The following is a 19,610-nucleotide window of genomic DNA, read 5'->3' as shown; positions in this document are numbered from 1 at the left end:
CAGGGGGACTCAAGGGAAGCCGCATTTCAGCGCTCGACATAACCGCCAGTTTTGTTCGATGCGGCCGGACATCTGAACGTCATTGCGCCGCGTATAGGTGGGAGGGGACCAAGGTCGTCCAATTTATTGTAGTATGACAAACAGTTAGTCTAATTGAAGTAACGGACTTTTCCAAAACCATGAACTCACTTTCCATTTCGCTGCGCGTTGCCCTGGCGACCACGCATGGACGCATCGCCCCATGAGAGTCGCCGTCGTCGGTAGCGGGGTCGCAGGCCTTTGCGCAGCACACGCCCTGGCCGGCAAGGCCGATGTCACGCTGTTCGAGGCGGGCAAATACTTTGGAGGTCACGCCAACACCGTTGACGTCACGATCGACGGCATCACCCATGGCGTGGACACCGGCTTTCTCGTCTACAACGAGCGCACCTATCCCGGGCTCATCCGTCTCTTCGGCCAGCTGGGGGTCGAGACGGCGCCGTCGGACATGTCTTTTTCGGTGCAAGTGCCGCAAGCGTTCGGGCACGAGCCCCTGGAATGGAGCGGCGTCTCGCTGGACACGGTGTTTTGCCAGAGGCCGAACATGGTCCGGCCACGCTTTTGGAGAATGCTGCGCGACCTGCTGCGCTTCAACTCGCTGGCCACGGCGATGGCGCAAGCGGGCCATGATCCCGGCCAGTCGCTGGAAGAGTTTCTCGCGCAACACCGCTTCTCCACCGAGTTTCGCGACTGGTACCTGCTGCCGATGATCGGCTGCATCTGGAGCAGCCCGGGCGAGCAGATGCTGCGTTTTCCGGTGGGAACGCTGGTGCGGTTTTGCCACAACCACGGGCTCCTGCAAATTGCCAATCGCCCGCAGTGGTTCACCGTGAAGGGCGGCTCGCGCGAATATGTGCGCCGCATCGTTGCAGGCATCCAGGACAAACGCCTGGAAACGCCGGTGCTGGCCATCGAACGCGACAACGGGTTTGCGCGCGTGACGACCCGGCACGGCACCGAAATCTTCGACCGCCTTGTGCTTGCGACGCATCCTGACCAGTCGCTGGCAATGCTCAAGGACGCAACGCGCGACGAGCGCGAAGTCCTGGGTGCCATCCGCTACCAGCCCAATCGCGCCGTGCTTCACACCGATGTGTCGGTGCTGCCGCGCAATCCGCGTGCCTGGGCGGCATGGAACTATGAAAGTGGCGAGTCGGGTGACGGCACGCATGTGTGCCTGCACTACCTCATCAACAAATTGCAGCCGCTTCCGTGGGAGCGGCCGGTGGTTGTTTCGCTCAATCCCTTGCGCCCGATCGACCCGGCACAGGTGATTGCCGAGATCGAGTACGACCATCCCGTGTTTGACGCAGCGGCAGTCGCAGCCCAGTCTCGCCTGGTCGAGTTGCAGGGTCAGCGTGGCGCGTGGTTCTGCGGCGCATGGACAGCCAATGGCTTCCATGAAGACGGCCTGGTTTCCGGCCAGGAAGCCGCCAAGTCACTGCTGGTGCGCAGGCGCATCCAGGAAGCTGCCGGGGCAGACGCATGAACCAGCCGATGGTCGGGTTCGGCACGGTGCGCCACATCCGCTTGCGGCCGGTGGTGAACGCCTTTGCCTACTCGACCTTTTTCCTGATGCTGCCGATGCGCACGCTGCACGCGAAGCCAGGCGCTGCTGGCGCACTGGCCCACAACCGCGCGGGGCTGGTGAGCTTTCATGACAGCGACCACGGTGACGGGCGCGCGAATTCTCTGCAGTGGATAGACGAGATGCTGGCACAGCACGGCGTCCATGACGCCAACGGTGAAGCGTGGCTGCACTGCTATCCGCGCGTGCTGGGCTACGCGTTCAAGCCGGTGAGCTTCTGGTATTGCCACACGGCCCAGGGCGCGCTGCGCGCGATCGTCGTGGAGGTGAACAACACCTTTGGCGAGCGCCACTGCTACGTGCTCGACGAGCCCGCCTGGGGTCGCGAGCTGCAGGCGACCAAGGCGTTTCACGTTTCGCCCTTTTGCAGGGTCGAGGGCACCTACCGCTTCCGCTTTTTCCTGAACCTGGAAAGCCGGCGAACCCTGGCGCGCATCGATCACGACACCGACGAAGGCCCGTTGCTGCGCACCAGCGTGGGTGGCGTGCTCAAGCCCGCTACCAAAAGAGTTCTGTACGAGGCGCTCTGGCGCCATCCCGTGATGACGCTTGCCGTCATCGCACGCATCCACTGGCAAGCGCTGCGGCTCTGGCTCGCACGCGTTCCCTTCGTTCCACACCCGGGGCATCCCTGATGAATACGACGACCTTCGGCCCGGCGCTGCTGCCGGCCGGCGCACCCACCTCCGCGAAGCTGGCGCTCCAGTTGCTGTCGCGCATTTCGCACGGCGCACTCGCCTTGCAGCTGCCCGACGGCACCATGCACCGCTTCGGACACGGCGAGCCGCACGCATCGGCAACGCTGCACAACTGGAATGTGTTCTCCGCGTCGTTCGCCAGCGGCGACATCGGCCTGGCCGAAAGCTATCTGGCCGGCGACTGGACCACGCCTTCGCTTCCCGGCCTGCTTGCGCTGCTGCTGCGCAACCGCCGCGAACTCGAAGATGTTGTCTACGGCAGCTGGATCGGCCGCCTTGCGCATCGGCTGCGACATCTTCGCAACCGCAACAGCAAGAGTGGCAGCCGCCGCAACATCGAAGCGCACTACGACCTGGGCAACGCGTTCTACAAGCTGTGGCTCGACGAGTCGATGAACTATTCATCGGCCCTGTTCGAAGGCGACGACACCCGCAGCATGCCCGATGCGCAAGCAGCGAAAGTGCGTCGCACCTTGTCGATGGCCGGCGTGAAAGCGGGTGACCGCGTGCTGGAAATCGGCTGCGGCTGGGGCGCGCTGGCCGAGATGGCGGCAGGCGAGTTCGGCGCCAACATCACCGGGGTCACGCTGTCGCACGAGCAGCTTGCCTATGCCCGCGACCGGCTCGCGACTGCAGGTCTTTCGCAGCGCGCAGACTTGCGGCTGCAAGACTATCGCGACATCGCCGATGCGCCGTTCGATGCGATCTGCTCGGTGGAAATGCTCGAAGCGGTCGGGCGTGAATACTGGCCCACCTACTTTTCCAACATGGCGCGCCTGCTCAAGCCCGGTGGCCGCGCCTGCATCCAGTCCATCGTGATGGACGATGCGCTCTGGCCGCGCTACATCCGTGGCACCGACTTCATCCAGCAATACATCTTTCCGGGCGGCTGCCTGCCCTGCCGAAGCGAGGTTGCGCGCCACGCTGCGCGCGCCGGCCTGGAAATCGTTGACGAGTTCGCTTTCGGCCTGGACTACGCCCGCACGCTTGCTTTCTGGCGGGAGCGTTTCGCACGCCAGCAAGCCGCGGTTCTTCAACTGGGATTCGACGACCACTTCATACGGCTATGGGACTTCTATCTTTCGTACTGCGAGGCGGCGTTTTCCGAGCGCAGCACCGACGTCGTGCAGTTCACGTTGCAGCGGCGCTAGTGCTGTGCGGCGCAGCGGCCGCGCAATCGCAAACGCTGCACCCGGCGCTGGGCCAGGTCATGCCCGATGCACGGCTGGCTGGCCAGGGCCGGCTGACCCGCTGGGGCTTTGCAGGTTATGACGCGCGACTGTGGGTTGCCCCCGGCTTCACCGCATCGCAGTTTGATCGCCATGCCTTCACACTGGAGCTGGCTTACCTGCGCGCGTTTCGCTCCAGCGATATCGTGCGCACGTCGATGGAACTGATCCAGCGTTCAGGCACCCTCGATGCAGCGAAGGCCTCGCGCTGGCGTTCGCAACTCGCATCGGTTTTCCCGGACGTGACGCCAGGCGACCGCATTGCCGGCGTCTACAAACCAGGGCTCCCCGCGCAGATCTTCGTCAACGACAAGGCCGCCGGCACCCTGGCCGATGTCGAACTCGCCCGCGCCTTCTTCGGCATCTGGCTCTTGCCGACAACGTCGGAGCCGGGGCTGCGTCAATCGCTGCTCGGAGACACGGCGCGATGACTGAGGTCGGCGTCGTGCGCGACGGTTGGCGCTATGGCCTGTTGGGCCTGCCTCTCGCGTTCGTCGCGCTGCCGCTTTACGTGCAGTTGCCCAATCATTACGGGCGCGAGTTCGGCGTGTCGCTCGCCGCGCTGGGTGCGGTGCTGCTGGGCGCAAGGCTCTTCGATGCGTTCCTTGATCCGTGGATCGGCCGCGTGATCGACCGCCTCTTCGCACGCTCCTCACGCGCCGTGGTGATTGCCGGCGCAGCAGCGGCAGGCGTGCTCGCACTGGGCTTCGTGCTGCTGTTTTTTCCGCCGGTGCGAGGACAGACCCAGTTGCTTGCCTGGGCATCGATGGCGCTGCTCGTCACCTATGCGGGCTTCAGTGTGCTCACGATTGCGCACCAGTCGTGGGGCGCGATGCTGGGCGGCGATGAAGCCCAGCGCAGCCGGGTGGTGGCGTGGCGCGAGGGTTTCGGTCTGATCGGCGTACTGGTCGCGTCTGCCTTGCCTCTGCTGGCGGGGCTGCCGGTCTCCGCGTTCGTGTTGGCGGTCGCACTGGCTGCCGGTTGCTGGGCGTGGGCATCGTCGCGGCATCCGAGGCCCTCGGCTGCTGCGCACCATGGCGCCGCGGTCAGCTGGCTCCAGCCGCTGCGGCACCGAAGCTTTCGCACGCTGCTGGGCGTGTTCCTGCTGAACGGCATCGCGTCTGCGATTCCCGCGACGCTGGTGCTGTTCTTCGTGCAGGACAGGTTGCAGGCTCCTCGCACTTATGAGCCCCTGTTCCTGGGCATCTACTTTCTGGCAGCGGCGCTATCGATTCCTTTGTGGCTTCGCATGGTGGCGCAGTGGGGTCTGGCACGCAGCTGGCTGGGCGCGATGGTGCTGGCGCTGGTTGTGTTCACTGGGGCTGCGACGCTGGGTGCGGGCGATACCGCCGCGTTCTTCGCGGTCTGCGCGCTGTCGGGTTTTGCACTGGGCGCCGACCTGTCGATGCCGGGTGCGATGCTGGCCGGCGTGATCGCACAAGCAGGCGAACGCGGACGCGGCGAAGGCGCGTTCTTCGGCTGGTGGAATTTCGCGACCAAGCTCAATCTCGCACTCGCAGCCGGCATCGCGCTTCCCCTGCTCGCCCTTGCGGGTTACGCGCCCGGCGAACGCTCGGAGCAGGCGCTGTGGGCGCTCACGACGGCCTATTGCCTGGTGCCCTGCGTTCTCAAGCTGGCCGCCGCCACGCTTCTGTATTTCACCGTCATCCGACCCGGAGCCAACCCATGACCGCCCACCTTCTTTCCCGACGCACGCTTGTGTTCGCAGGCGCAGCGGGCACCGCCCTCGCCGTGAGCGGATGCGCCACGCCCGAGGTCGCCGAGTACGCCGCCGAGCGGCCTGTGCTGGACCTCAAGACCTACTTCAACGGACGCGTGCAGGGCTGGGGCATCTTCACCGATCGCTCGGGCAAGGTCGTCAAGCGCTTCGACGTCATCATGGACTGCAAGTGGCAGGGCGACGAAGGCGTGCTCGACGAAGATTTCACTTATTCCGATGGTACGAAGCAGCGCCGTATCTGGAAGCTCACGAAGCTCGCTGACGGCCGCTACACCGGCCGCGCAGATGATGTGATCGGGCAGGCGCAGGGGGTTGCACGCGGCAATGCGCTGCGCTGGAACTACGTGCTGGCCTTGCCCGTCGACGGCAAGGTCTGGCACGTCGACATGGATGACTGGATGTACCTGATGGACGACAAGGTCATGCTCAATCGCACGACCATGAGCAAGTTCGGCGTCCGGCTCGGCGAGGTCACGCTGTCGTTCACACGTCTGCCATGACACCCGCCCGCACCAGGCGATTTGCGCTTTTTGCGCCGATGAATCCGCGTCTGGACGATTGGGCTGGCAAGCGCGTCTGGATCGTCGGCGGGTCCACCGGAATCGGGCTTGCGACCGCCCAGGCGTTGCACGCGGCGGGGGCGACCGTTTATGTTTCAGCACGCAAGGCGCAGGCGCTGGGTGAATTCATCACTGCACATCCTGGCGCTGTCGCACTGCCACTGGACGTGTGCGATCGCGATGCCGTCCGAACCTGTGCGCAGCAGGCATTGCAGCTCGGCCCGCTCGACCTGGTGATGTACTGCGCAGGCCTCTACAAGCCCATGCAGGCAATGGATTTCAATCTCGACGACATGGTCAAGCACCAGGAGACGAACTACGTCGGCGCGCTGAACGTGCTGGATGCCGTGCTGCCGTCCATCATCAAGGCCGGACATGGACATCTGAGTCTGGTGTCGAGCGTCGCCGGCTATCGCGGCCTGCCCAAGAGCCTCGCGTACGGACCGACCAAGGCCGCGTTGATTCACCTGGCCGAGGTGCTGCACCTGGACTTGCAGCCGCGCGGTATCGGCGTGAGCGTGGTGAACCCCGGGTTCGTGGATACACCCCTGACTGCACAAAACGACTTCAAGATGCCGGCGCTCATCACCACTGCGCAGGCGGCGCATCTCATCCTGAGAGGCTGGGCCGACGGAAAATTCGAGATCCACTTTCCAGCGCGCTTCACATGGCCGCTCAAACTGCTGGCGATGCTTCCGTTTCGCGCTTACCGTGCACTGGTCAGGAAGGGAACGGGACTGTGAACGACAACCACGACACCATGAATATCGACCACGAAGCGCACGTCCGGCGGATTGCCGGCTTCTTTGAGAATTTCGCACCGGCTGACCTCGACCGGCTTGCAGGGACCTACACCGGCGATGCGTATTTCAAGGACCCGTTCAACGAAGTGCACGGCATTGCCGACATCCGCCGCGTGTACGCCCACATGTTCGAAGCGCTGCACGAGCCCCGCTTCGTGATCGTCAGCCGGATGGCCGCCGACAACGCATGCTGGCTGGTCTGGGAATTCAGGTTTCGCTTCAAGTCGTACCGCGAGAGCGAAACACAGGTCGTGCGAGGCGCCTCTCACCTGCTGCTAGACAGCCAGGGGCTGATCCGGTCACACCGCGACTACTGGGATGCCGCCGAAGAGCTTTACGAAAAGCTGCCGGTTGTGGGGGGCCTGATGCGCTGGCTGAAAAGAAAGATGCGGACCTGAGGGCCGCACCCGACACCATCGCGCTCAGGCAGCCATCACGCGCTGGACGACAGGATCGGCTTCCATCCGCTTGCGCAGCGCCGCGACCCTGGGAAATCGTTCGATATCGACGCCGTCGCCCTTGAGCCAGCCCGCGAGCGTGAACAGGTACATGTCGCAGATCGAGAACTGCTCGCCCAGCACCCAGGGTCCCTTGAGCATCTCGCCTTCGATCATCTCGAAGCAGTCGCCCATGTTCTGCGGGACCTTCTTTTTCATCGCCTCGACTGCCGCGTCGTCATCCACCCAACGGTGGCCGCGGCGCAGGTGTGCGTGGGCGACGTGCACCGTGGCGCAGAGGTAGTTGTTGAATTCATTGACCTTGGCCATGAGGAAGGCATCGGCCAGGGGCGCCAGCTTCGCTTCGGGATGCGTCTGCGCGATGTACTGCAAGAGCGCGGGGGTTTCTGTCAGCGTGCCTTCGCTGGTGACCAGCGCCGGCACACGCCCTTTGGGATTGAGCTGCAGGTACTGCGGCGAGCGCTGCTCCTGTTTCACAAAATCCAGCCGCACTGTCTTGTAGTTGGCGCCGGCATATTCCAGCGCGAGGTGCGTGGCGAGAGCGCAGGTACTGGGGGCGTAGTAGAGAGTGAGCATAGACCTATGGTTGAGGAGTTGCAGAGGGCATGATAGGGGCAACCAAAGGCAATCCTTGATAGACCCGCTCCTGCTCACCACGGCCCGCATCGCCACCTTCGACGGCACGCGCGCGCTCACTGCGGCCACCGGCTTCTTCTTTCGTCGCGGCGATCGCCTGTACCTGGTCACCAGCCGCCACGTCCTGATCGACAAGCCCAGCCACCACCTCCCCGACCGGATCGAGATCACGCTGCACACCAGCGCCACCAACCTGTCGCAGGTGCAAGTGCAATCGATCCTGCTCTACCAGGGCGGCAAGAGCGTCTGGCATCAGGGCCGCGACGCTGGCAGCGAGATCGACGTCGCACTGATCGAGCTCGACCAGCAAGCCATGCCGCCGACCGTGGAGCTGTACGCATTCACCCCCGAACACCTGCAGCGCGACCTGGAAGCGGTTGAAGTCGGCGCGCCGCTCCTCATGGCGGGCTTTCCACTGGGTTTCTATGACACCGTGCACTACCTGCCGGTGGTGCGACATGCAGCAGTGGCGTCGGCGTTCGGTGTCCGCTTCCAGGGGCAGGGCTACTTCCTGACCGATGCCCGCGCACACCGGGGCCTCAGTGGTGCGCCGGTGGTCATGCGCGATCGCATGGGGACGGGTCCGCTCAAGCACCGGCTGCTGGGCGTGCACGCATCTCGCATGGACATGGGCACGCGCGATCGCGTGGAAGACGAGTCGCTCGGATTGAATTGCGCCTGGTATGCCGACATCCTGATGACGCTGACCGAACCCCGGGCCGAGGCGATCCCCCGCGCGAGCCCCGGCCCCAGTGCAGCCCCAGTGGCAATGCCGGGAACCGACTCGCTGCCCCTGGCCGACTAGCGCGTCCGGGCTGTCAACAGGCGGTTTCGGGCCGGTTTCGGGCCGGTTTCAGGCGGTTCGTCGCGTCAGGCCGCAATCCATCGCAATCGGGTGGATGCGCAGGTCGCGGATTCGTACATTCACTCCATCGAGCCACCCCGGCTCTCCTGGAGGACAAGATGAATACCACCGCAAATATCACCACCCCACAACCGCTGATTTCGATCGCTTCGCGTGCAACCGCCGCACTTGGCGTGGTCTCTGTACTGGCGCTGGCCCTGATGGGAACAGCACAGGCCAGCCACGAAGCGGTGGACACCTGCACCGTGGCGCTTTCGCGCTCGACGCTCTACGTCACGTTGCCCAAGGTTGAAATCGTCGGTCGCCGCGACACGGCAACGGCACGCGGCGCGTGATGCGCGCCGCGCTCGCGCCGGTCAGACCGTCGCTGGTTGCGGCTTTTGTGCGGCGGTGATGCCGATGTGCCCCAGCGCATTCTCCAGCGAAGCCACCGTGCGATCGACGTTCTGCCATTTTTCGAGCCCGAACAGGCCGATGCGAAAGCTCATGAAGTCCGCACCCTCGTCGCACTGCAGCGGAACGCCTGCAGCCGTCTGCAAGCCCTCGGCCAGGAATTTGCGGCTGGACTGGATTTCAGGGTCGGTGGTGTAGCTCACCACCACACCGGGCGCCTTGAAGCCCTCGGCTGCCACACTGGGCAGTCCGCGCGACTCGAACAGGTTGCGCACCTTGCGGCCCAATTCTTCCTGCGCCGCCTTTATCCTTGCAAAACCGAGCGCCTTCGTCTCGACCATCGTGTCGCGCAGGCGTGTGAGCGCATCGGTTGGCATGGTGGCGTGGTACGCGTGGCCGCCGCCTTCGTAGGTTTCCATGATGCCCAGCCACTTCTTCAGGTCGCAGGCGAACGAAGAGCTGGTCGTGCCGTCGATCGCCTTGCGGGCACGCTCGCTCAGCATCACCATTGCACAGCACGGCGAGCTGCTCCAGCCTTTTTGCGGCGCGGAGATCAGCACATCGACGCTGGTGGCTTCCATGTCCACCCAGATCGCGCCCGATGCAATGCAATCGAGGACGAACAGGCCGCCGACTTCATGCACCGCGTCGCCAACGGCCTTGAGGTAGCCGTCCGGCAGCATCATCCCCGAGGCCGTCTCCACGTGAGGCGCAAAGACCACCGCGGGCTTCTTCTCGCGGATGGCAGCCTGCACTTCGGCGATGGGCGCCGGAACCCAGGGTGCCTGCGGTCCGCTGCCGGTGCGGCGAGCCTTGAGCACCGTGGATGAGGCGGGGATGTTCCCCATCTCGAAAATCTGGGTCCAGCGATAGCTGAACCACCCGTTGCGAATCACCAGCACGTCCTTGCCGCCGGCGAACTGGCGCGCCACGCTCTCCATGCCGAAGGTGCCGCTGCCGGGCACGAGCACGGCTGACTTCGCGTGGTAGACCTCCTTGAGGATCGCCGAAATGTCTTTCATCACGCCCTGGAAACTGCGTGACATGTGGTTGAGCGCGCGGTCGGTGTACACCACCGAAAATTCGAGCAGGCCTGTGGGGTCGACGTTGGGCAGGAGTCCGGGCATCGTGGTCTTTCGTGGTGTCGGGGAGGCCGGATCATTGGAAAAACGGCCGAAAAACAGCTTAGCACGGTGGGGCAATTCGGGCCTTGACCCGGGTCAAGGCCCGTGCCATGACTTAGGGCTTTCCCGAGTTGCGATAATCGGGGCATGAGTGCATTCAACGAAGAAAAAGTCCTCTCGGTCCACCACTGGACCGACAAGCTGTTCACGTTCAAGACCACCAGGGACGCTTCCCTGCGCTTTTCGAACGGCCATTTCACGATGATCGGCCTGCGCGTCAACGACAAGCCGCTGCTTCGCGCCTACAGCATCGTGAGCGCCAACTATGAAGATCACCTCGAATTCCTGTCGATCAAGGTGCCCGACGGCCCCCTGACATCGCGCCTGCAGCACATCAAGGTCGGCGACACCATCGTCGTGGGCCGCAAGCCCACCGGCACGCTGCTCATCGACTACCTCCTGCCCGGCAAGCGCCTGTTCCTGCTTTCCACCGGCACCGGCCTGGCCCCGTTCATGAGCATCGTCCGCGATCCCGCAACCTACGAGCGGTTCGAGCAGATCATCCTGGTCCACGGCGTCCGGCAAAAGGACGAGCTGGCCTATCACGAGCTGCTCGTCGAGCATCTTCCGGCGCATGAACTGATCGGCGACATGGTCAAGAGCCAGCTGCGCTACTACCCCACCGTGACGCGTGAGCCTTACATGCACATGGGCCGGATCACCGACCTGATCGAGACCGGCAAGATCTTTGCCGACCTGGACATGCCGGCGCTCAACCCGGTTGAAGATCGCGTCATGATCTGCGGCAGCCCCGGCATGCTGCGTGACCTGAAGACCATGCTGGAGGCAACCGGCTTCAAGGAAGGCAACACCTCCAGGCCGGGCGATTTCGTCATTGAACGCGCGTTCGCCGAGCAGTAAGCAGCGCACTGGCCGCGAAACCCCCGTGGCCGAGGTCAACCTGATCGACGCGCTCCTGGCTGCCATCGTCGCCCTGGGCATGTGGGGCGGCTTTCGTCGTGGCTTTGTCTTTGCCGCGCTGCACCTGGTGACGCTGGCCGCGTGTTTCGTCATTGCCTTTTTCGCCAACCCCATGGCAGTGGCGTGGATTCAAGAGGTTTACCCCCGCGCAGGTGTCTGGGCAGCGCCGGTCTCGTTCATCGCGATCTTCATCGTTGCCGAGTTGCTGATCGGCACGCTTGTGTCGCGCGGCGCCCGGACCTTGCCCACGAGGCTACATCCGCACCCGGTCAATCGCAGCCTTGGTGTTGTGCCTGGCGCATTGAACGGGCTGCTCAACGCAACGCTCGTGGCCCTGGTGCTCATGAGTGCGCCCATCCATGACGGCATCACCACAGCGACACAGGACAGCGCCGCCGCGAAGTGGCTGAGTGAACCCGCCCAGTGGATCGAGTCGCAAATCACGCCGATCTTCGAGCCGGCGATCACTCGCACACTACGGGCCCTCACAACCCAGCCAGAGCCCCACACACCGGTCAAGCTCAACTTCGCAGTGACATCGGCGTCGCCCCGGGCCGACCTGGAGGCGCGCATGCTGGAGCTGGTCAACGCAGAGCGCGCCAGGCAAGGGCTCAAGCCGCTGGTTGCAGACATTGATCTGCGTGAAGTCGCCCGTGCGCACAGCCGCGACATGCTGGCTCGCGGCTACTTCGCGCACACCACGCCCGAGGGCACAGACATGGTCGATCGCCTGCGCAAGGCGAAACTGCGGTACCTGGCTGCAGGTGAAAATCTCGCATTGGCGCCCAGCCTTGCGCGCGCGCACGACGGGCTCATGAACTCACCCGGCCACAGGGCCAACATCCTCAAGCCGCAGTTCGCCCGCGTCGGCATTGGCGTGCTGGACGGCGGGCGGCATGGCCTCATGATCACGCAGAATTTCCGAAACTGACCTGATGCCTGAGACTGTCCCTGCCGACGCCAGACGGTTTCTTCCGTGGGTGGTGGCCATCGTGCTCTTCATGGAGACGCTGGACACGACCATCGTCAATACGGCTGTCCCATCGATTGCAGCCGACCTTGGGGTGGAACCGCTCAGCCTGAAGGCCGTGGTGGCCAGCTACATCCTGAGCCTGGCCGTGTGCATACCCATCAGCGGATGGATGGCCGACCGCTTCGGCACACGGCGCGTGTTCTTCTCGGCGGTGTCGATTTTCACGATTGCATCGCTGCTGTGCGCCATCGCGCAGAACCCGCCGATGCTGGTGGCCGCCCGGCTGCTGCAGGGCGTGGGCGCAGCCATGATGATGCCGGTGGGACGCCTGACCATCATCCGCACCTTCAGCAAGGCGGAGTTGCTGCGCACCATGAATTTCGTCGTGATGCCGGCGCTGGTCGGGCCACTGCTCGGCCCAACGGTGGGCGGCCTCATCGTTCACTTTGCGTCGTGGCGCTACATCTTCCTGATCAACCTGCCTGTCGGACTGTTCGCGCTGGCGATGATCTGGCGCTACCTGCCGGACTTCAAGGCCGAGGCCCGGCGGCCGCTCGACGCCGTGGGGTTTGTGCTGTTCGGCTCGGGCATCGCGCTGCTGTCTTGGCTGCTTGAAATTTTCGGTGAACACACACTCGATTCGACATCGGCCATCGTGCTGCTGGTGATCGCGCTGTCGCTGCTGGGAGCCTACGGCCTGCATGCGTCGCGCATGGTGCATCCCCTGCTGCAACTTGGGCTCTTCAAGGTTCGCACGTTCCGCATCGCCGTCGCCGGCGGCTTCGTCACGCGCATCGGCATGAGCGGCATGCCGTTTTTGCTGCCGCTTCTGTATCAGTTGGGCATGGGCCTGCCCGCGTGGCAATCGGGCCTGCTCATGATGCCGCAGGCTGCTGCCGCCATCACGATGAAGTCGATGACGACGCGCATCCTCGGGCGGCTCGGGTACAGGGGCGTGCTCACCATCAACACCGTGCTCATCGGCCTGGCGATCGCGACGTTTTCGCTGGTCGGACCGGACACCCCGAAGCCACTGATCATTGCCCTGGCCCTGTGCCTGGGCGCATTCAACTCCCTGCAGTTCACCTCGATGAACACCCTGGCTTACGCCGATGTCGACGGGCCCGACACGAGCATGGCCAGCACGCTGGCCAGTTCGATCCAGCAACTGTCGATGAGTGTCGGGCTCGCCACCGGCTCGCTAGCGGCAGCGTGGTTCCTGGACGGGGTGTCGCAATCGAATCGCCCGCTCGTGCTGACGGCGCTCCACCACGCGTTTCTCGTGCTGGCCATCGTGACGGTGGTGTCGTCCATCGTCTTCTGGAAGCTGCGTCCGACCGATGGGGATGCGATCAGCAAGGGGCGGGTGAAAGTGGAAGAACCGTCGGGCTAGCCCCCGCGTCCTTGTGTTTATCAAATGCGATGCCATCTGCTTTGGCAGATGCACAAAGCTTTATCATCAGAGTCCATGCAATCAGGCCAACGCGACGTCGCCCAGATCCGTCTGGATAACGCGATGGCGTTGTTCGAGGAATTTGTCCACCACACGGTGAAACACCCCGATGCGGCGACGCTGCGCGGGCTCGAACGCCGGTTCGCGGAGCGATTGCAGATCCAGCCGAGCTACTGGAGCCAGATCAAGGGGCGCTCGCGCCAGATCGGCGAGCGGCTGGCACGCCAGTTCGAGCAACTGACGCACAAACCGGTTGGCTGGATGGACGTGACGCACGATGCTTCCGGCACGCGTCCATTGCCTGCATCCAGTCCCGCTCGGGTCGCCACCCCAGCCGCCGGCGAGAGCCCGCTGCCGCAGGATGACGACGAGCGATTCATCGTGGGACTGGTCCTGACCTACTACCGCCGCCATCCCCAGCGCGCCCGCACGCGCTTGCTCGACCTGCTGGGCGAGGTGTTGATGCCGGGGGCTGCAGGCGGTGCGCCGGCCGCCGCCACTGCTGTGACACCCGCATCACCCGTCGCTCCTGCTGCGCAAGGCCCTCGCCCTGCGGCACCCACCCCTTCAGACGATCCCTCATCGCTGTGGCAGCGCACCCAGCAAGGCGTCGCACCCCTCAAGCGCAAGCGCTGAACCCTGTCCGTCCATTTGCGGCTGTCGCACGCGTGCGACAGTGCCGCGGCATTGTGATAATTTCCACTTGCGCAAGATAATCAAGTGTTTATCATTTGCGCAAGTTGACGAAAAGCAGTCCCGTCGATGAGGCCCTCCCTCCAACAACGCCGCAGTCCATGACCCTCGCCGTATCCGTGTCCATCTCGCCAGCCGCCTCCAGCTTCACACGCGCATTGCGTGCAGCAGGCGTCCAGCGTCAGGGCACCGGCACCGGTCGACGTGCATTGCGAGAACTCATCCCCCGGGGCGACGCGCCTCCACCCTGCTGACCCTGGCAGGTGGCGCGAGCGGCCCGGTGGCAACTGCCCCCGGGCCGTTTTGTTTTGCGAGCCCGAATCTGGAGAAACAACTGATGAACATGATCCCGCCCAACCGCCTGTCCCAAATTTCCTTTGCCGTCCTGAAGTCGCGAGCCGCCCGTGCCGGCGCTTACACCCGCCTTCGAACTTATGGCCCATGAAACCAGGCCGTCCGCACGCCATCCCTGAACGGCGCGGCGGCCACCCCGGAGATTGAAATGATCAAGACCTTGCCCTGGGCTGCCGGCGATGCGGCCCGCCCCCTGAGCGCCACGCTCCTTCATCTCGTGGCAGCCGTGTTGTACGCAGCCGGCGAGATGCTCACCCGTCATGCCACCCGCGTGACCACGGCCAAAGCCGTTCGCCATAGCCTGCCGCACACGGTCGAGTTCCACTCGTTCCACCGTGAAGCAGGCGCCCCGGAAGGCGCGTTGTATGTCAACGGCCAACTGGTGGGAGTGATTGAGGGCGTAACGCGCCTTTAAGCGCGCTCTCGAAATCACGGCGTCTCCAGGCGCGCTCTCGAAATAGTGCGCCTTTGATCGCCCTCTGGCGATTGCTCCCCTGCTGCCTGCCGAAATCTGGCAGCAGGGGCTGCATGCAAATCGCACAGGGAACTGCTATGTTTCCGCCGATGAACTCCACCCCCTCCCGCTTCACGCTCTACACCGGGCCCCTCAGCATGTTCGGCGCCAAGGCCCAGATCGCCGCGCTGGAAAAAGGCCTCGATTTCGACGTGGTGCCCGTGCACTTCGACTTCACGGCCGGCTACTCACCCAAGCACCCGGAAGTACTGCGGATCAATCCCAAACGACAGGTGCCGGTGCTGGTTCACGGCGACCTGGAAATCTTCGACTCCACGCAGATCTTCGAATACCTGGAGGACCTGCAACCTTCGCCCGCCCTGTGGCCCGCTGACATCCGCGAACGCGCACGGGCGCGGCTTCTCGAACATCAGTCCGACGAGGTCTACTTTCCGCACATCATCAGGCTCATGGGGCTGGAAGACGACCTGCAGGGCGAAGCCGCCCAGGCTGCGATTGCTGCCGCGAGCGATTTCTACGGACGCATCGAATCGCAGTTGCAACATCGCGCGTTCCTTGCGGGCGACGCACTCTCATTCGCAGATATTGCTTTTTACATGGCCGCACTGTTTGGCGAGCGCAAAGGTGCACCGATCAATGCGACCACACCGCGGCTGCTGGCGTGGCGCGACCGGATGACGGCACGCCCGGCAGTGCGCGCCGTGGTGGGCCCGATGGCGAACTGGCTGAGGGACGCGGGCCGGCCAGTCCCGGCCTTTCTTGGCGAACTTCTGTTCTCCTGAACGGCTACTTGCCATGCCAGCCCCGAGATCCGGTCCGCAGAGGAAATTGATCCGGCATCTGCCGCGACGCAGCGACAGCGCGCGATCGAAGGTGAATTGCGGGTCAAGCCCGCAATGACAGCAACGCGCGACGTCCAGGGACGCCCGGGCTCGGTGCGATTACTCCGCGCTCGCGCGATCGAGCAAAGCCATCGTCTGCGCATCCAGCGTGAGCTGCGCAGCCTGCACAAGCTCCTCGAGCTGCTCGACCTTGCTGGCACTGGCGATAGGCGCGGTGATGCCCGGCTGCGCCATGTTCCAGGCGATGGCCACACGCGCTGGCGTGCTGTTGGTGCGCTGTGCCGCTTCGTCCAGCGCCGAGAGAATTTTCAGGCCCCTCTCGTTGAGGTACTTGCTGACGGTATTGGTGCCCCGCTTGCTCTTGCTGGAGTCATCGGTGCTTCGGTACTTGCCCGTGAGAAAACCTGCTGCGAGTGCATAGAAATTGATGACACCGATCTCTTCCTTCACGCACAGCGGCTGCAGCTCGCCTTCGAAGACGGCGCGGTCGTACAGGTTGTAGAGCGGCTGCAGGCTCTCGAAACGCGGCAGGCCCCTGGCCTTGCTGATCGCGAGCGATTCAGCCAGGCGATCGGCGGTGTAGTTGGAAGCGCCGATCGCGCGAACCTTGCCCTCATCGATCAGCTTTGCGAACGCCTCCAGCGTGGCCTCCAGCGGCGTCTCCGTGTCATCTCGGTGCGCCTGGTACAGATCGATGTGGTCCAGGTTCAGGCGCCGCAGTGAATCTTCGACCGCCTCGCGAATGCGTTTTGGGGCAAGGCCTATCTTTCCGTCGCCCATGTCCATGCCGACCTTGGTTGCAATCACCACCTTGTCGCGGCGTCCACCCTGCTTGAGCCAGCGGCCGATCACGGCTTCCGACTCGCCGCCCGAGTGATCTGGCGCCCAGCGCGAATAGACATCGGCCGTGTCGATGAAGTTGAAGCCGGCATCAACCCAGGCATCGAGTATCGAAAACGAGGTGGCTTCGTCGGCGGTCCAGCCAAATACGTTTCCGCCCAGGCAAAGTGGCGAAACCATGAGGCCCGATCGGCCCAGGGGGCGGTTGTTCATTGCAATGACTCCTTGTTGCGAACCATTCTAGGGATGGCCGCCCACAGCTGTGGGAAAGCCGCCGCCCGTCGCCGCGTTGTCAACGGACTCGCTGTGCGCGCCGCCTCCTACAGATCGTCCGGGTCCCCAGGCAGAGGATCTATCTCAAGGGATGCCATTCGCGTCCTTAACCTGGAGCAACCGAATGAAATCCCTCATCATTTGCGCGGCGCTTGCAGTTGCCGCCCCGGTCATGGCGCAGAACCTGGTGGCACGTCAAGGTGACGATTCGATCCGCCTTGCAGACTCACCTTGTGCAAGCGAGGTCGTCCTGGAAAAAATCCCCGAGCAGTTCCACTCCCAGCTCATGCAGGCGACTGCAACGGTTGACGGCCACACGTTCTCTGCGTGCTGGCGCAAGGCCGGCGCTGCCGCTCACCTCATCTATGAAGACGGCGACCAGGGCATCGTTCCGCTGTCAGACATGAAGCCGGAGCTGTCGGCCTGATCAAAGCAGGGCCGGCAGCTCTGACATGCGCGTGAAGATCAGTGACGCGCCAGCACGCCGCAGGGCCGCTGGTGCATCGTGTCCAGCTTCGTGCGGGCTATAACCGAACACGGTCGCACCGGCAGCGACGCCTGCGGTGACGCCAGTCACGGTGTCTTCGATCACCACACATCGCGACGGCGAAACACCAATAGCCCGCGCAGCGGCCAGGTACACATCCGGTGCGGGTTTGGATCGGGGCATTTCATGACCGCTGAAAATGCGGCCGCCGAACCAGGGCATCAGGCCGCACTTGTCCAGCTGCAATTCGACCTTGAAGCGATCGGCGCCTGAAGCGCAGGCAATGCGGCCCTCCAGCAATGCGTGTATGGATGACACCGCCAGCACCGCACCGTCAATCGCCTTCAGGTCACGTGACAGTGCGGCATTGCGCCGCGCGCGAAACTGGCTCACCCACTGATCGTTGATCGACTGGCCCGTGTGCCTTTCGATCAGCGCACTCTCATCCTTGACCGCCTTGCCCACGAAGATGTGCATGCACTCGGCAAGGGACAGCGTCCAGCCCAGCTCTTGCAACATGTCGCGCAAAACCGTATTCGTGATGGTCTCGCTGTCCACCAGCACGCCATCGCAATCGAATAGAGCGCCGTCAAATCGTGTCATCTGGTTCACCGTATATCGCCGTCCAGGTAATACCAGCGGCCGTCTTCCCGCACGAAGCGGCTGCGCTCGTGCAACCGGATCGCACGTCCGCCCGCGACGCGGCTGCGCGCGACGAATTCGACCTCGGCGTGTGTGTCGTCGATCAACTTGTAGTCGCGCACGTCAAGACCGAGCCACTTGACGCCCGTATCCAGTTGCAGGTCGGCGGGGCGGGTCGAAGGATGCCAGGTCGCCAGCAACCAATCGCGATCCAGCGCCTCGAAGGCGGCATAGCGCGAGCGCATGAGCGCCTGGGCATCCGCGGGCCACTCGCGCTCAGTCACAGCGCGCGCTGGATGATGATCTTCTGCACATCGGATGTGCCTTCGTAAATCTGGCAGACCCGCACATCTCGCCAGATTCGCTCGACCGGGAAGTCGCTGACGTAGCCATAGCCGCCCAGCGTCTGGATGGCCGCGCTGCAGACCTGCTCGGCCATCTCGCTGGCAAACAGCTTGGCCATCGCCGCTTCCTTCAGGCACGGCCGGCCCGCATCGCGCAGCGCCGCCGCATGCCAGATCATCTGGCGCGCGACCTCGATCTGCGTCGCGCAATCGGCCAGCCGGAAGCCGACCGCCTGGTGATTGATGATCGCTGTGCCGAAGCTCTGCCGTTCCTTGGCGTACGCCACTGCCACATCGAACGCGCTGCGCGCCATGCCGACGCTTTGCGCCGCGATGCCGATGCGACCGCCCTCCAGCGCGGACAGGGCGATGCGGTAGCCCTCGCCTTCCTGCCCGATCAGGTTTTCGGCCGGGATGCGGCAGTTGTCGAAATTGATCTGCGCGGTGTCGCTGGAATGCTGGCCTATCTTGTCTTCGAGCCGCGCGACCAGGTAGCCGGGCGTGTCGGTGGGCACCAGGAAAGCGCTCATCCCCTTCTTGCCTGCGCCCTTGTCGGTCACCGCAATGACGATAGCGAGATGTCCGTTCTTGCCGCTGGTGATGAACTGCTTGACGCCGTTGATGACGTAGCCGTCACCCTCTTTCACCGCAGTGGTTCGTAGCGCCGATGCATCGCTGCCCACGTGCGGCTCGGTCAGGCAGAAAGCGCCGAGCAACTCGCCCTGCGCGAGTCGGGTGAGCCAGTGCTTTTTTTGCGCGTCATTGCCGTAACGCATCAGGATCGCGTTGACAGGGCAGTTGGTGACCGAGATCGCGGTGCTGGTGCCGCCATCGCCTGCGGCAATCTCTTCGAGCACCAGCGCGAGCGTCACGTAGTCGAGGTCGGCACCACCGAATTCCTCAGGCACGCAGATGCCGTAGGCGCCCAAGGCCGCAAGGCCCTGATGCGCGTCATGCGGGAAGTGATGCTCCTTGTCCCAGCGTGCGGCGTTGGGCCACAGCTGCTCCTGGGCGAATGCGCGAACCGCATCGCGGATCATTTCCTGGTCTTGGGTGAGCAGCATGGTGTACTGGTTTCCTTGGCTGTCATGCCGGAACTGATCCGGCATCCATGAATTC

Annotated in this window: 24 protein-coding genes; 18 read left to right on the top strand and 6 right to left on the bottom strand. The window is 64.0% G+C overall.

The window, feature by feature from the left end:
- Positions 1 to 241 precede the first annotated feature (241 nt).
- The 8 genes from AQ12_RS09190 to AQ12_RS09155 are packed head-to-tail and all read left to right on the top strand — an operon-like array spanning position 242 to position 7,056.
- Positions 242 to 1,528 carry an NAD(P)/FAD-dependent oxidoreductase gene (locus AQ12_RS09190; RefSeq protein WP_048439570.1) on the top strand — a complete coding sequence of 429 codons (1,287 nt, stop codon included), beginning with the start codon at positions 242 to 244 and terminating at the stop codon, positions 1,526 to 1,528.
- Positions 1,525 to 2,262, top strand: coding sequence for a DUF1365 domain-containing protein (locus AQ12_RS09185; protein ID WP_048439569.1), 738 nt, complete (start codon positions 1,525 to 1,527; stop codon positions 2,260 to 2,262). Before AQ12_RS09190 ends, AQ12_RS09185 begins: the two co-directional genes overlap by 4 nt.
- Positions 2,262 to 3,476, top strand: coding sequence for a cyclopropane-fatty-acyl-phospholipid synthase family protein (locus AQ12_RS09180; protein ID WP_048439568.1), 1,215 nt, complete (start codon positions 2,262 to 2,264; stop codon positions 3,474 to 3,476). The genes AQ12_RS09185 and AQ12_RS09180 overlap by 1 nt, the downstream gene beginning before the upstream one ends.
- Positions 3,476 to 3,985 carry a chalcone isomerase family protein gene (locus tag AQ12_RS09175; RefSeq protein ID WP_161799003.1) on the top strand — a complete coding sequence of 170 codons (510 nt, stop codon included), beginning with the start codon at positions 3,476 to 3,478 and terminating at the stop codon, positions 3,983 to 3,985. Before AQ12_RS09180 ends, AQ12_RS09175 begins: the two co-directional genes overlap by 1 nt.
- A complete protein-coding gene (locus AQ12_RS09170; protein WP_048439567.1) occupies positions 3,982 to 5,244 on the top strand; it encodes an MFS transporter in 1,263 nt (420 codons plus the stop codon). Before AQ12_RS09175 ends, AQ12_RS09170 begins: the two co-directional genes overlap by 4 nt.
- On the top strand, positions 5,241 to 5,795 hold the full coding sequence (locus AQ12_RS09165; protein WP_048439566.1) for a DUF3833 domain-containing protein: 555 nt from the start codon (positions 5,241 to 5,243) through the stop codon (positions 5,793 to 5,795). The genes AQ12_RS09170 and AQ12_RS09165 overlap by 4 nt, the downstream gene beginning before the upstream one ends.
- Positions 5,792 to 6,598: an SDR family oxidoreductase gene (locus AQ12_RS09160; protein WP_048439565.1), complete on the top strand. Its 807-nt coding sequence runs from the start codon at positions 5,792 to 5,794 to the stop codon at positions 6,596 to 6,598. The genes AQ12_RS09165 and AQ12_RS09160 overlap by 4 nt, the downstream gene beginning before the upstream one ends.
- The gene (locus AQ12_RS09155) at positions 6,595 to 7,056 is read left to right on the top strand and encodes a nuclear transport factor 2 family protein (protein ID WP_238587685.1); all 462 of its coding nucleotides are present in this window, start codon (positions 6,595 to 6,597) and stop codon (positions 7,054 to 7,056) included. Before AQ12_RS09160 ends, AQ12_RS09155 begins: the two co-directional genes overlap by 4 nt.
- Positions 7,057 to 7,080: 24 nt before the next feature.
- Here the strand turns inward: AQ12_RS09155 and AQ12_RS09150 are convergent, their stop codons facing one another.
- Entirely contained in the window at positions 7,081 to 7,692 is a 612-nt protein-coding gene (locus tag AQ12_RS09150; protein WP_048439564.1) for a glutathione S-transferase family protein, read from the bottom strand.
- A 55-nt stretch (positions 7,693 to 7,747) separates the two neighbouring features.
- On the opposite strand from AQ12_RS09150, the gene AQ12_RS09145 reads away from it, so the two are divergent.
- Positions 7,748 to 8,557, top strand: a complete 810-nt coding sequence (locus tag AQ12_RS09145) for a serine protease (protein ID WP_048439563.1) — start codon at positions 7,748 to 7,750, stop codon at positions 8,555 to 8,557.
- Positions 8,558 to 8,715: 158 nt separating this feature from the next.
- A complete protein-coding gene (locus AQ12_RS09140; protein WP_048439562.1) occupies positions 8,716 to 8,952 on the top strand; it encodes a hypothetical protein in 237 nt (78 codons plus the stop codon).
- A gap of 21 nt (positions 8,953 to 8,973) precedes the next feature.
- Here AQ12_RS09140 and AQ12_RS09135 read toward each other — a convergent pair whose 3' ends face one another.
- On the bottom strand, positions 8,974 to 10,137 hold the full coding sequence (locus AQ12_RS09135; RefSeq protein ID WP_048439561.1) for an alanine--glyoxylate aminotransferase family protein: 1,164 nt from the start codon (positions 10,135 to 10,137) through the stop codon (positions 8,974 to 8,976).
- A 144-nt stretch (positions 10,138 to 10,281) separates the two neighbouring features.
- On the opposite strand from AQ12_RS09135, the gene AQ12_RS09130 reads away from it, so the two are divergent.
- The 7 genes from AQ12_RS09130 (at position 10,282) to AQ12_RS09105 (ending at position 15,845) form a co-directional block, all read left to right on the top strand.
- The gene (locus AQ12_RS09130) at positions 10,282 to 11,055 is read left to right on the top strand and encodes a ferredoxin--NADP reductase (protein ID WP_048439560.1); all 774 of its coding nucleotides are present in this window, start codon (positions 10,282 to 10,284) and stop codon (positions 11,053 to 11,055) included.
- A gap of 25 nt (positions 11,056 to 11,080) precedes the next feature.
- A complete protein-coding gene (locus AQ12_RS09125) occupies positions 11,081 to 12,046 on the top strand; it encodes a CvpA family protein (protein WP_238587684.1) in 966 nt (321 codons plus the stop codon).
- A 4-nt stretch (positions 12,047 to 12,050) separates the two neighbouring features.
- Positions 12,051 to 13,481, top strand: a complete 1,431-nt coding sequence (locus AQ12_RS09120) for a DHA2 family efflux MFS transporter permease subunit (protein WP_048439559.1) — start codon at positions 12,051 to 12,053, stop codon at positions 13,479 to 13,481.
- Between the two features lie 75 nt (positions 13,482 to 13,556).
- Positions 13,557 to 14,177 carry a hypothetical protein gene (locus AQ12_RS09115; protein WP_082151492.1) on the top strand — a complete coding sequence of 207 codons (621 nt, stop codon included), beginning with the start codon at positions 13,557 to 13,559 and terminating at the stop codon, positions 14,175 to 14,177.
- Between the two features lie 158 nt (positions 14,178 to 14,335).
- The gene (locus AQ12_RS22970) at positions 14,336 to 14,488 is read left to right on the top strand and encodes a hypothetical protein (RefSeq protein WP_161799002.1); all 153 of its coding nucleotides are present in this window, start codon (positions 14,336 to 14,338) and stop codon (positions 14,486 to 14,488) included.
- A 248-nt stretch (positions 14,489 to 14,736) separates the two neighbouring features.
- On the top strand, positions 14,737 to 15,003 hold the full coding sequence (locus AQ12_RS23130; RefSeq protein WP_048439558.1) for a hypothetical protein: 267 nt from the start codon (positions 14,737 to 14,739) through the stop codon (positions 15,001 to 15,003).
- A gap of 149 nt (positions 15,004 to 15,152) precedes the next feature.
- Positions 15,153 to 15,845: a glutathione S-transferase family protein gene (locus tag AQ12_RS09105; RefSeq protein WP_048439776.1), complete on the top strand. Its 693-nt coding sequence runs from the start codon at positions 15,153 to 15,155 to the stop codon at positions 15,843 to 15,845.
- Between the two features lie 159 nt (positions 15,846 to 16,004).
- Here the strand turns inward: AQ12_RS09105 and AQ12_RS09100 are convergent, their stop codons facing one another.
- Positions 16,005 to 16,958 carry an aldo/keto reductase gene (locus AQ12_RS09100; protein WP_048439557.1) on the bottom strand — a complete coding sequence of 318 codons (954 nt, stop codon included), beginning with the start codon at positions 16,956 to 16,958 and terminating at the stop codon, positions 16,005 to 16,007.
- A gap of 184 nt (positions 16,959 to 17,142) precedes the next feature.
- Between AQ12_RS09100 and AQ12_RS09095 the strand changes: the two genes are divergently transcribed.
- Complete coding sequence (locus tag AQ12_RS09095) at positions 17,143 to 17,445, top strand: hypothetical protein (RefSeq protein WP_048439556.1); 303 nt, start codon at positions 17,143 to 17,145, stop codon at positions 17,443 to 17,445.
- Here AQ12_RS09095 and AQ12_RS09090 read toward each other — a convergent pair whose 3' ends face one another.
- Genes AQ12_RS09090 through AQ12_RS09080 form a run of 3 tightly spaced genes read right to left on the bottom strand, consistent with a single transcriptional unit; the run spans position 17,446 to position 19,555 of the window.
- Complete coding sequence (locus AQ12_RS09090) at positions 17,446 to 18,108, bottom strand: HAD family phosphatase (RefSeq protein ID WP_048439775.1); 663 nt, start codon at positions 18,106 to 18,108, stop codon at positions 17,446 to 17,448.
- A 5-nt stretch (positions 18,109 to 18,113) separates the two neighbouring features.
- Positions 18,114 to 18,467, bottom strand: a complete 354-nt coding sequence (locus tag AQ12_RS09085; protein ID WP_048439774.1) for a YchJ family metal-binding protein — start codon at positions 18,465 to 18,467, stop codon at positions 18,114 to 18,116.
- Positions 18,428 to 19,555, bottom strand: a complete 1,128-nt coding sequence (locus AQ12_RS09080) for an acyl-CoA dehydrogenase family protein (protein WP_048439773.1) — start codon at positions 19,553 to 19,555, stop codon at positions 18,428 to 18,430. The genes AQ12_RS09085 and AQ12_RS09080 overlap by 40 nt, the downstream gene beginning before the upstream one ends.
- Positions 19,556 to 19,610 lie beyond the last annotated feature (55 nt).

The sequence above is a fragment of the Caenimonas sp. SL110 genome, from assembly GCF_001044395.1.
Classification (GTDB): domain Bacteria; phylum Pseudomonadota; class Gammaproteobacteria; order Burkholderiales; family Burkholderiaceae_C; genus Ramlibacter.
The sequence above is the reverse complement of the archived record's forward strand: the minus strand, read 5'-3'. Positions and strand labels throughout refer to the sequence as shown.

What these genes read in the sequence shown, in the direction of transcription:
- AQ12_RS09165 (WP_048439566.1), top strand. Translation starts at nt 5,241, where the DNA reads ATGACCGCCCACCTTCTTTCCCGACGCACGCTTGTGTTCGCAGGCGCA.
- AQ12_RS09080 (WP_048439773.1), bottom strand. Translation starts at nt 19,555, where the DNA reads ATGCTGCTCACCCAAGACCAGGAAATGATCCGCGATGCGGTTCGCGCA.
- AQ12_RS09185 (WP_048439569.1), top strand. Translation starts at nt 1,525, where the DNA reads ATGAACCAGCCGATGGTCGGGTTCGGCACGGTGCGCCACATCCGCTTG.
- AQ12_RS09160 (WP_048439565.1), top strand. Translation starts at nt 5,792, where the DNA reads ATGACACCCGCCCGCACCAGGCGATTTGCGCTTTTTGCGCCGATGAAT.
- AQ12_RS09105 (WP_048439776.1), top strand. Translation starts at nt 15,153, where the DNA reads ATGAACTCCACCCCCTCCCGCTTCACGCTCTACACCGGGCCCCTCAGC.
- AQ12_RS09095 (WP_048439556.1), top strand. Translation starts at nt 17,143, where the DNA reads ATGAAATCCCTCATCATTTGCGCGGCGCTTGCAGTTGCCGCCCCGGTC.
- AQ12_RS09100 (WP_048439557.1), bottom strand. Translation starts at nt 16,958, where the DNA reads ATGAACAACCGCCCCCTGGGCCGATCGGGCCTCATGGTTTCGCCACTT.
- AQ12_RS09150 (WP_048439564.1), bottom strand. Translation starts at nt 7,692, where the DNA reads ATGCTCACTCTCTACTACGCCCCCAGTACCTGCGCTCTCGCCACGCAC.
- AQ12_RS09115 (WP_082151492.1), top strand. Translation starts at nt 13,557, where the DNA reads ATGCAATCAGGCCAACGCGACGTCGCCCAGATCCGTCTGGATAACGCG.
- AQ12_RS09120 (WP_048439559.1), top strand. Translation starts at nt 12,051, where the DNA reads ATGCCTGAGACTGTCCCTGCCGACGCCAGACGGTTTCTTCCGTGGGTG.
- AQ12_RS22970 (WP_161799002.1), top strand. Translation starts at nt 14,336, where the DNA reads ATGACCCTCGCCGTATCCGTGTCCATCTCGCCAGCCGCCTCCAGCTTC.
- AQ12_RS09190 (WP_048439570.1), top strand. Translation starts at nt 242, where the DNA reads ATGAGAGTCGCCGTCGTCGGTAGCGGGGTCGCAGGCCTTTGCGCAGCA.
- AQ12_RS09180 (WP_048439568.1), top strand. Translation starts at nt 2,262, where the DNA reads ATGAATACGACGACCTTCGGCCCGGCGCTGCTGCCGGCCGGCGCACCC.
- AQ12_RS09140 (WP_048439562.1), top strand. Translation starts at nt 8,716, where the DNA reads ATGAATACCACCGCAAATATCACCACCCCACAACCGCTGATTTCGATC.
- AQ12_RS23130 (WP_048439558.1), top strand. Translation starts at nt 14,737, where the DNA reads ATGATCAAGACCTTGCCCTGGGCTGCCGGCGATGCGGCCCGCCCCCTG.
- AQ12_RS09135 (WP_048439561.1), bottom strand. Translation starts at nt 10,137, where the DNA reads ATGCCCGGACTCCTGCCCAACGTCGACCCCACAGGCCTGCTCGAATTT.
- AQ12_RS09130 (WP_048439560.1), top strand. Translation starts at nt 10,282, where the DNA reads ATGAGTGCATTCAACGAAGAAAAAGTCCTCTCGGTCCACCACTGGACC.
- AQ12_RS09090 (WP_048439775.1), bottom strand. Translation starts at nt 18,108, where the DNA reads ATGACACGATTTGACGGCGCTCTATTCGATTGCGATGGCGTGCTGGTG.
- AQ12_RS09170 (WP_048439567.1), top strand. Translation starts at nt 3,982, where the DNA reads ATGACTGAGGTCGGCGTCGTGCGCGACGGTTGGCGCTATGGCCTGTTG.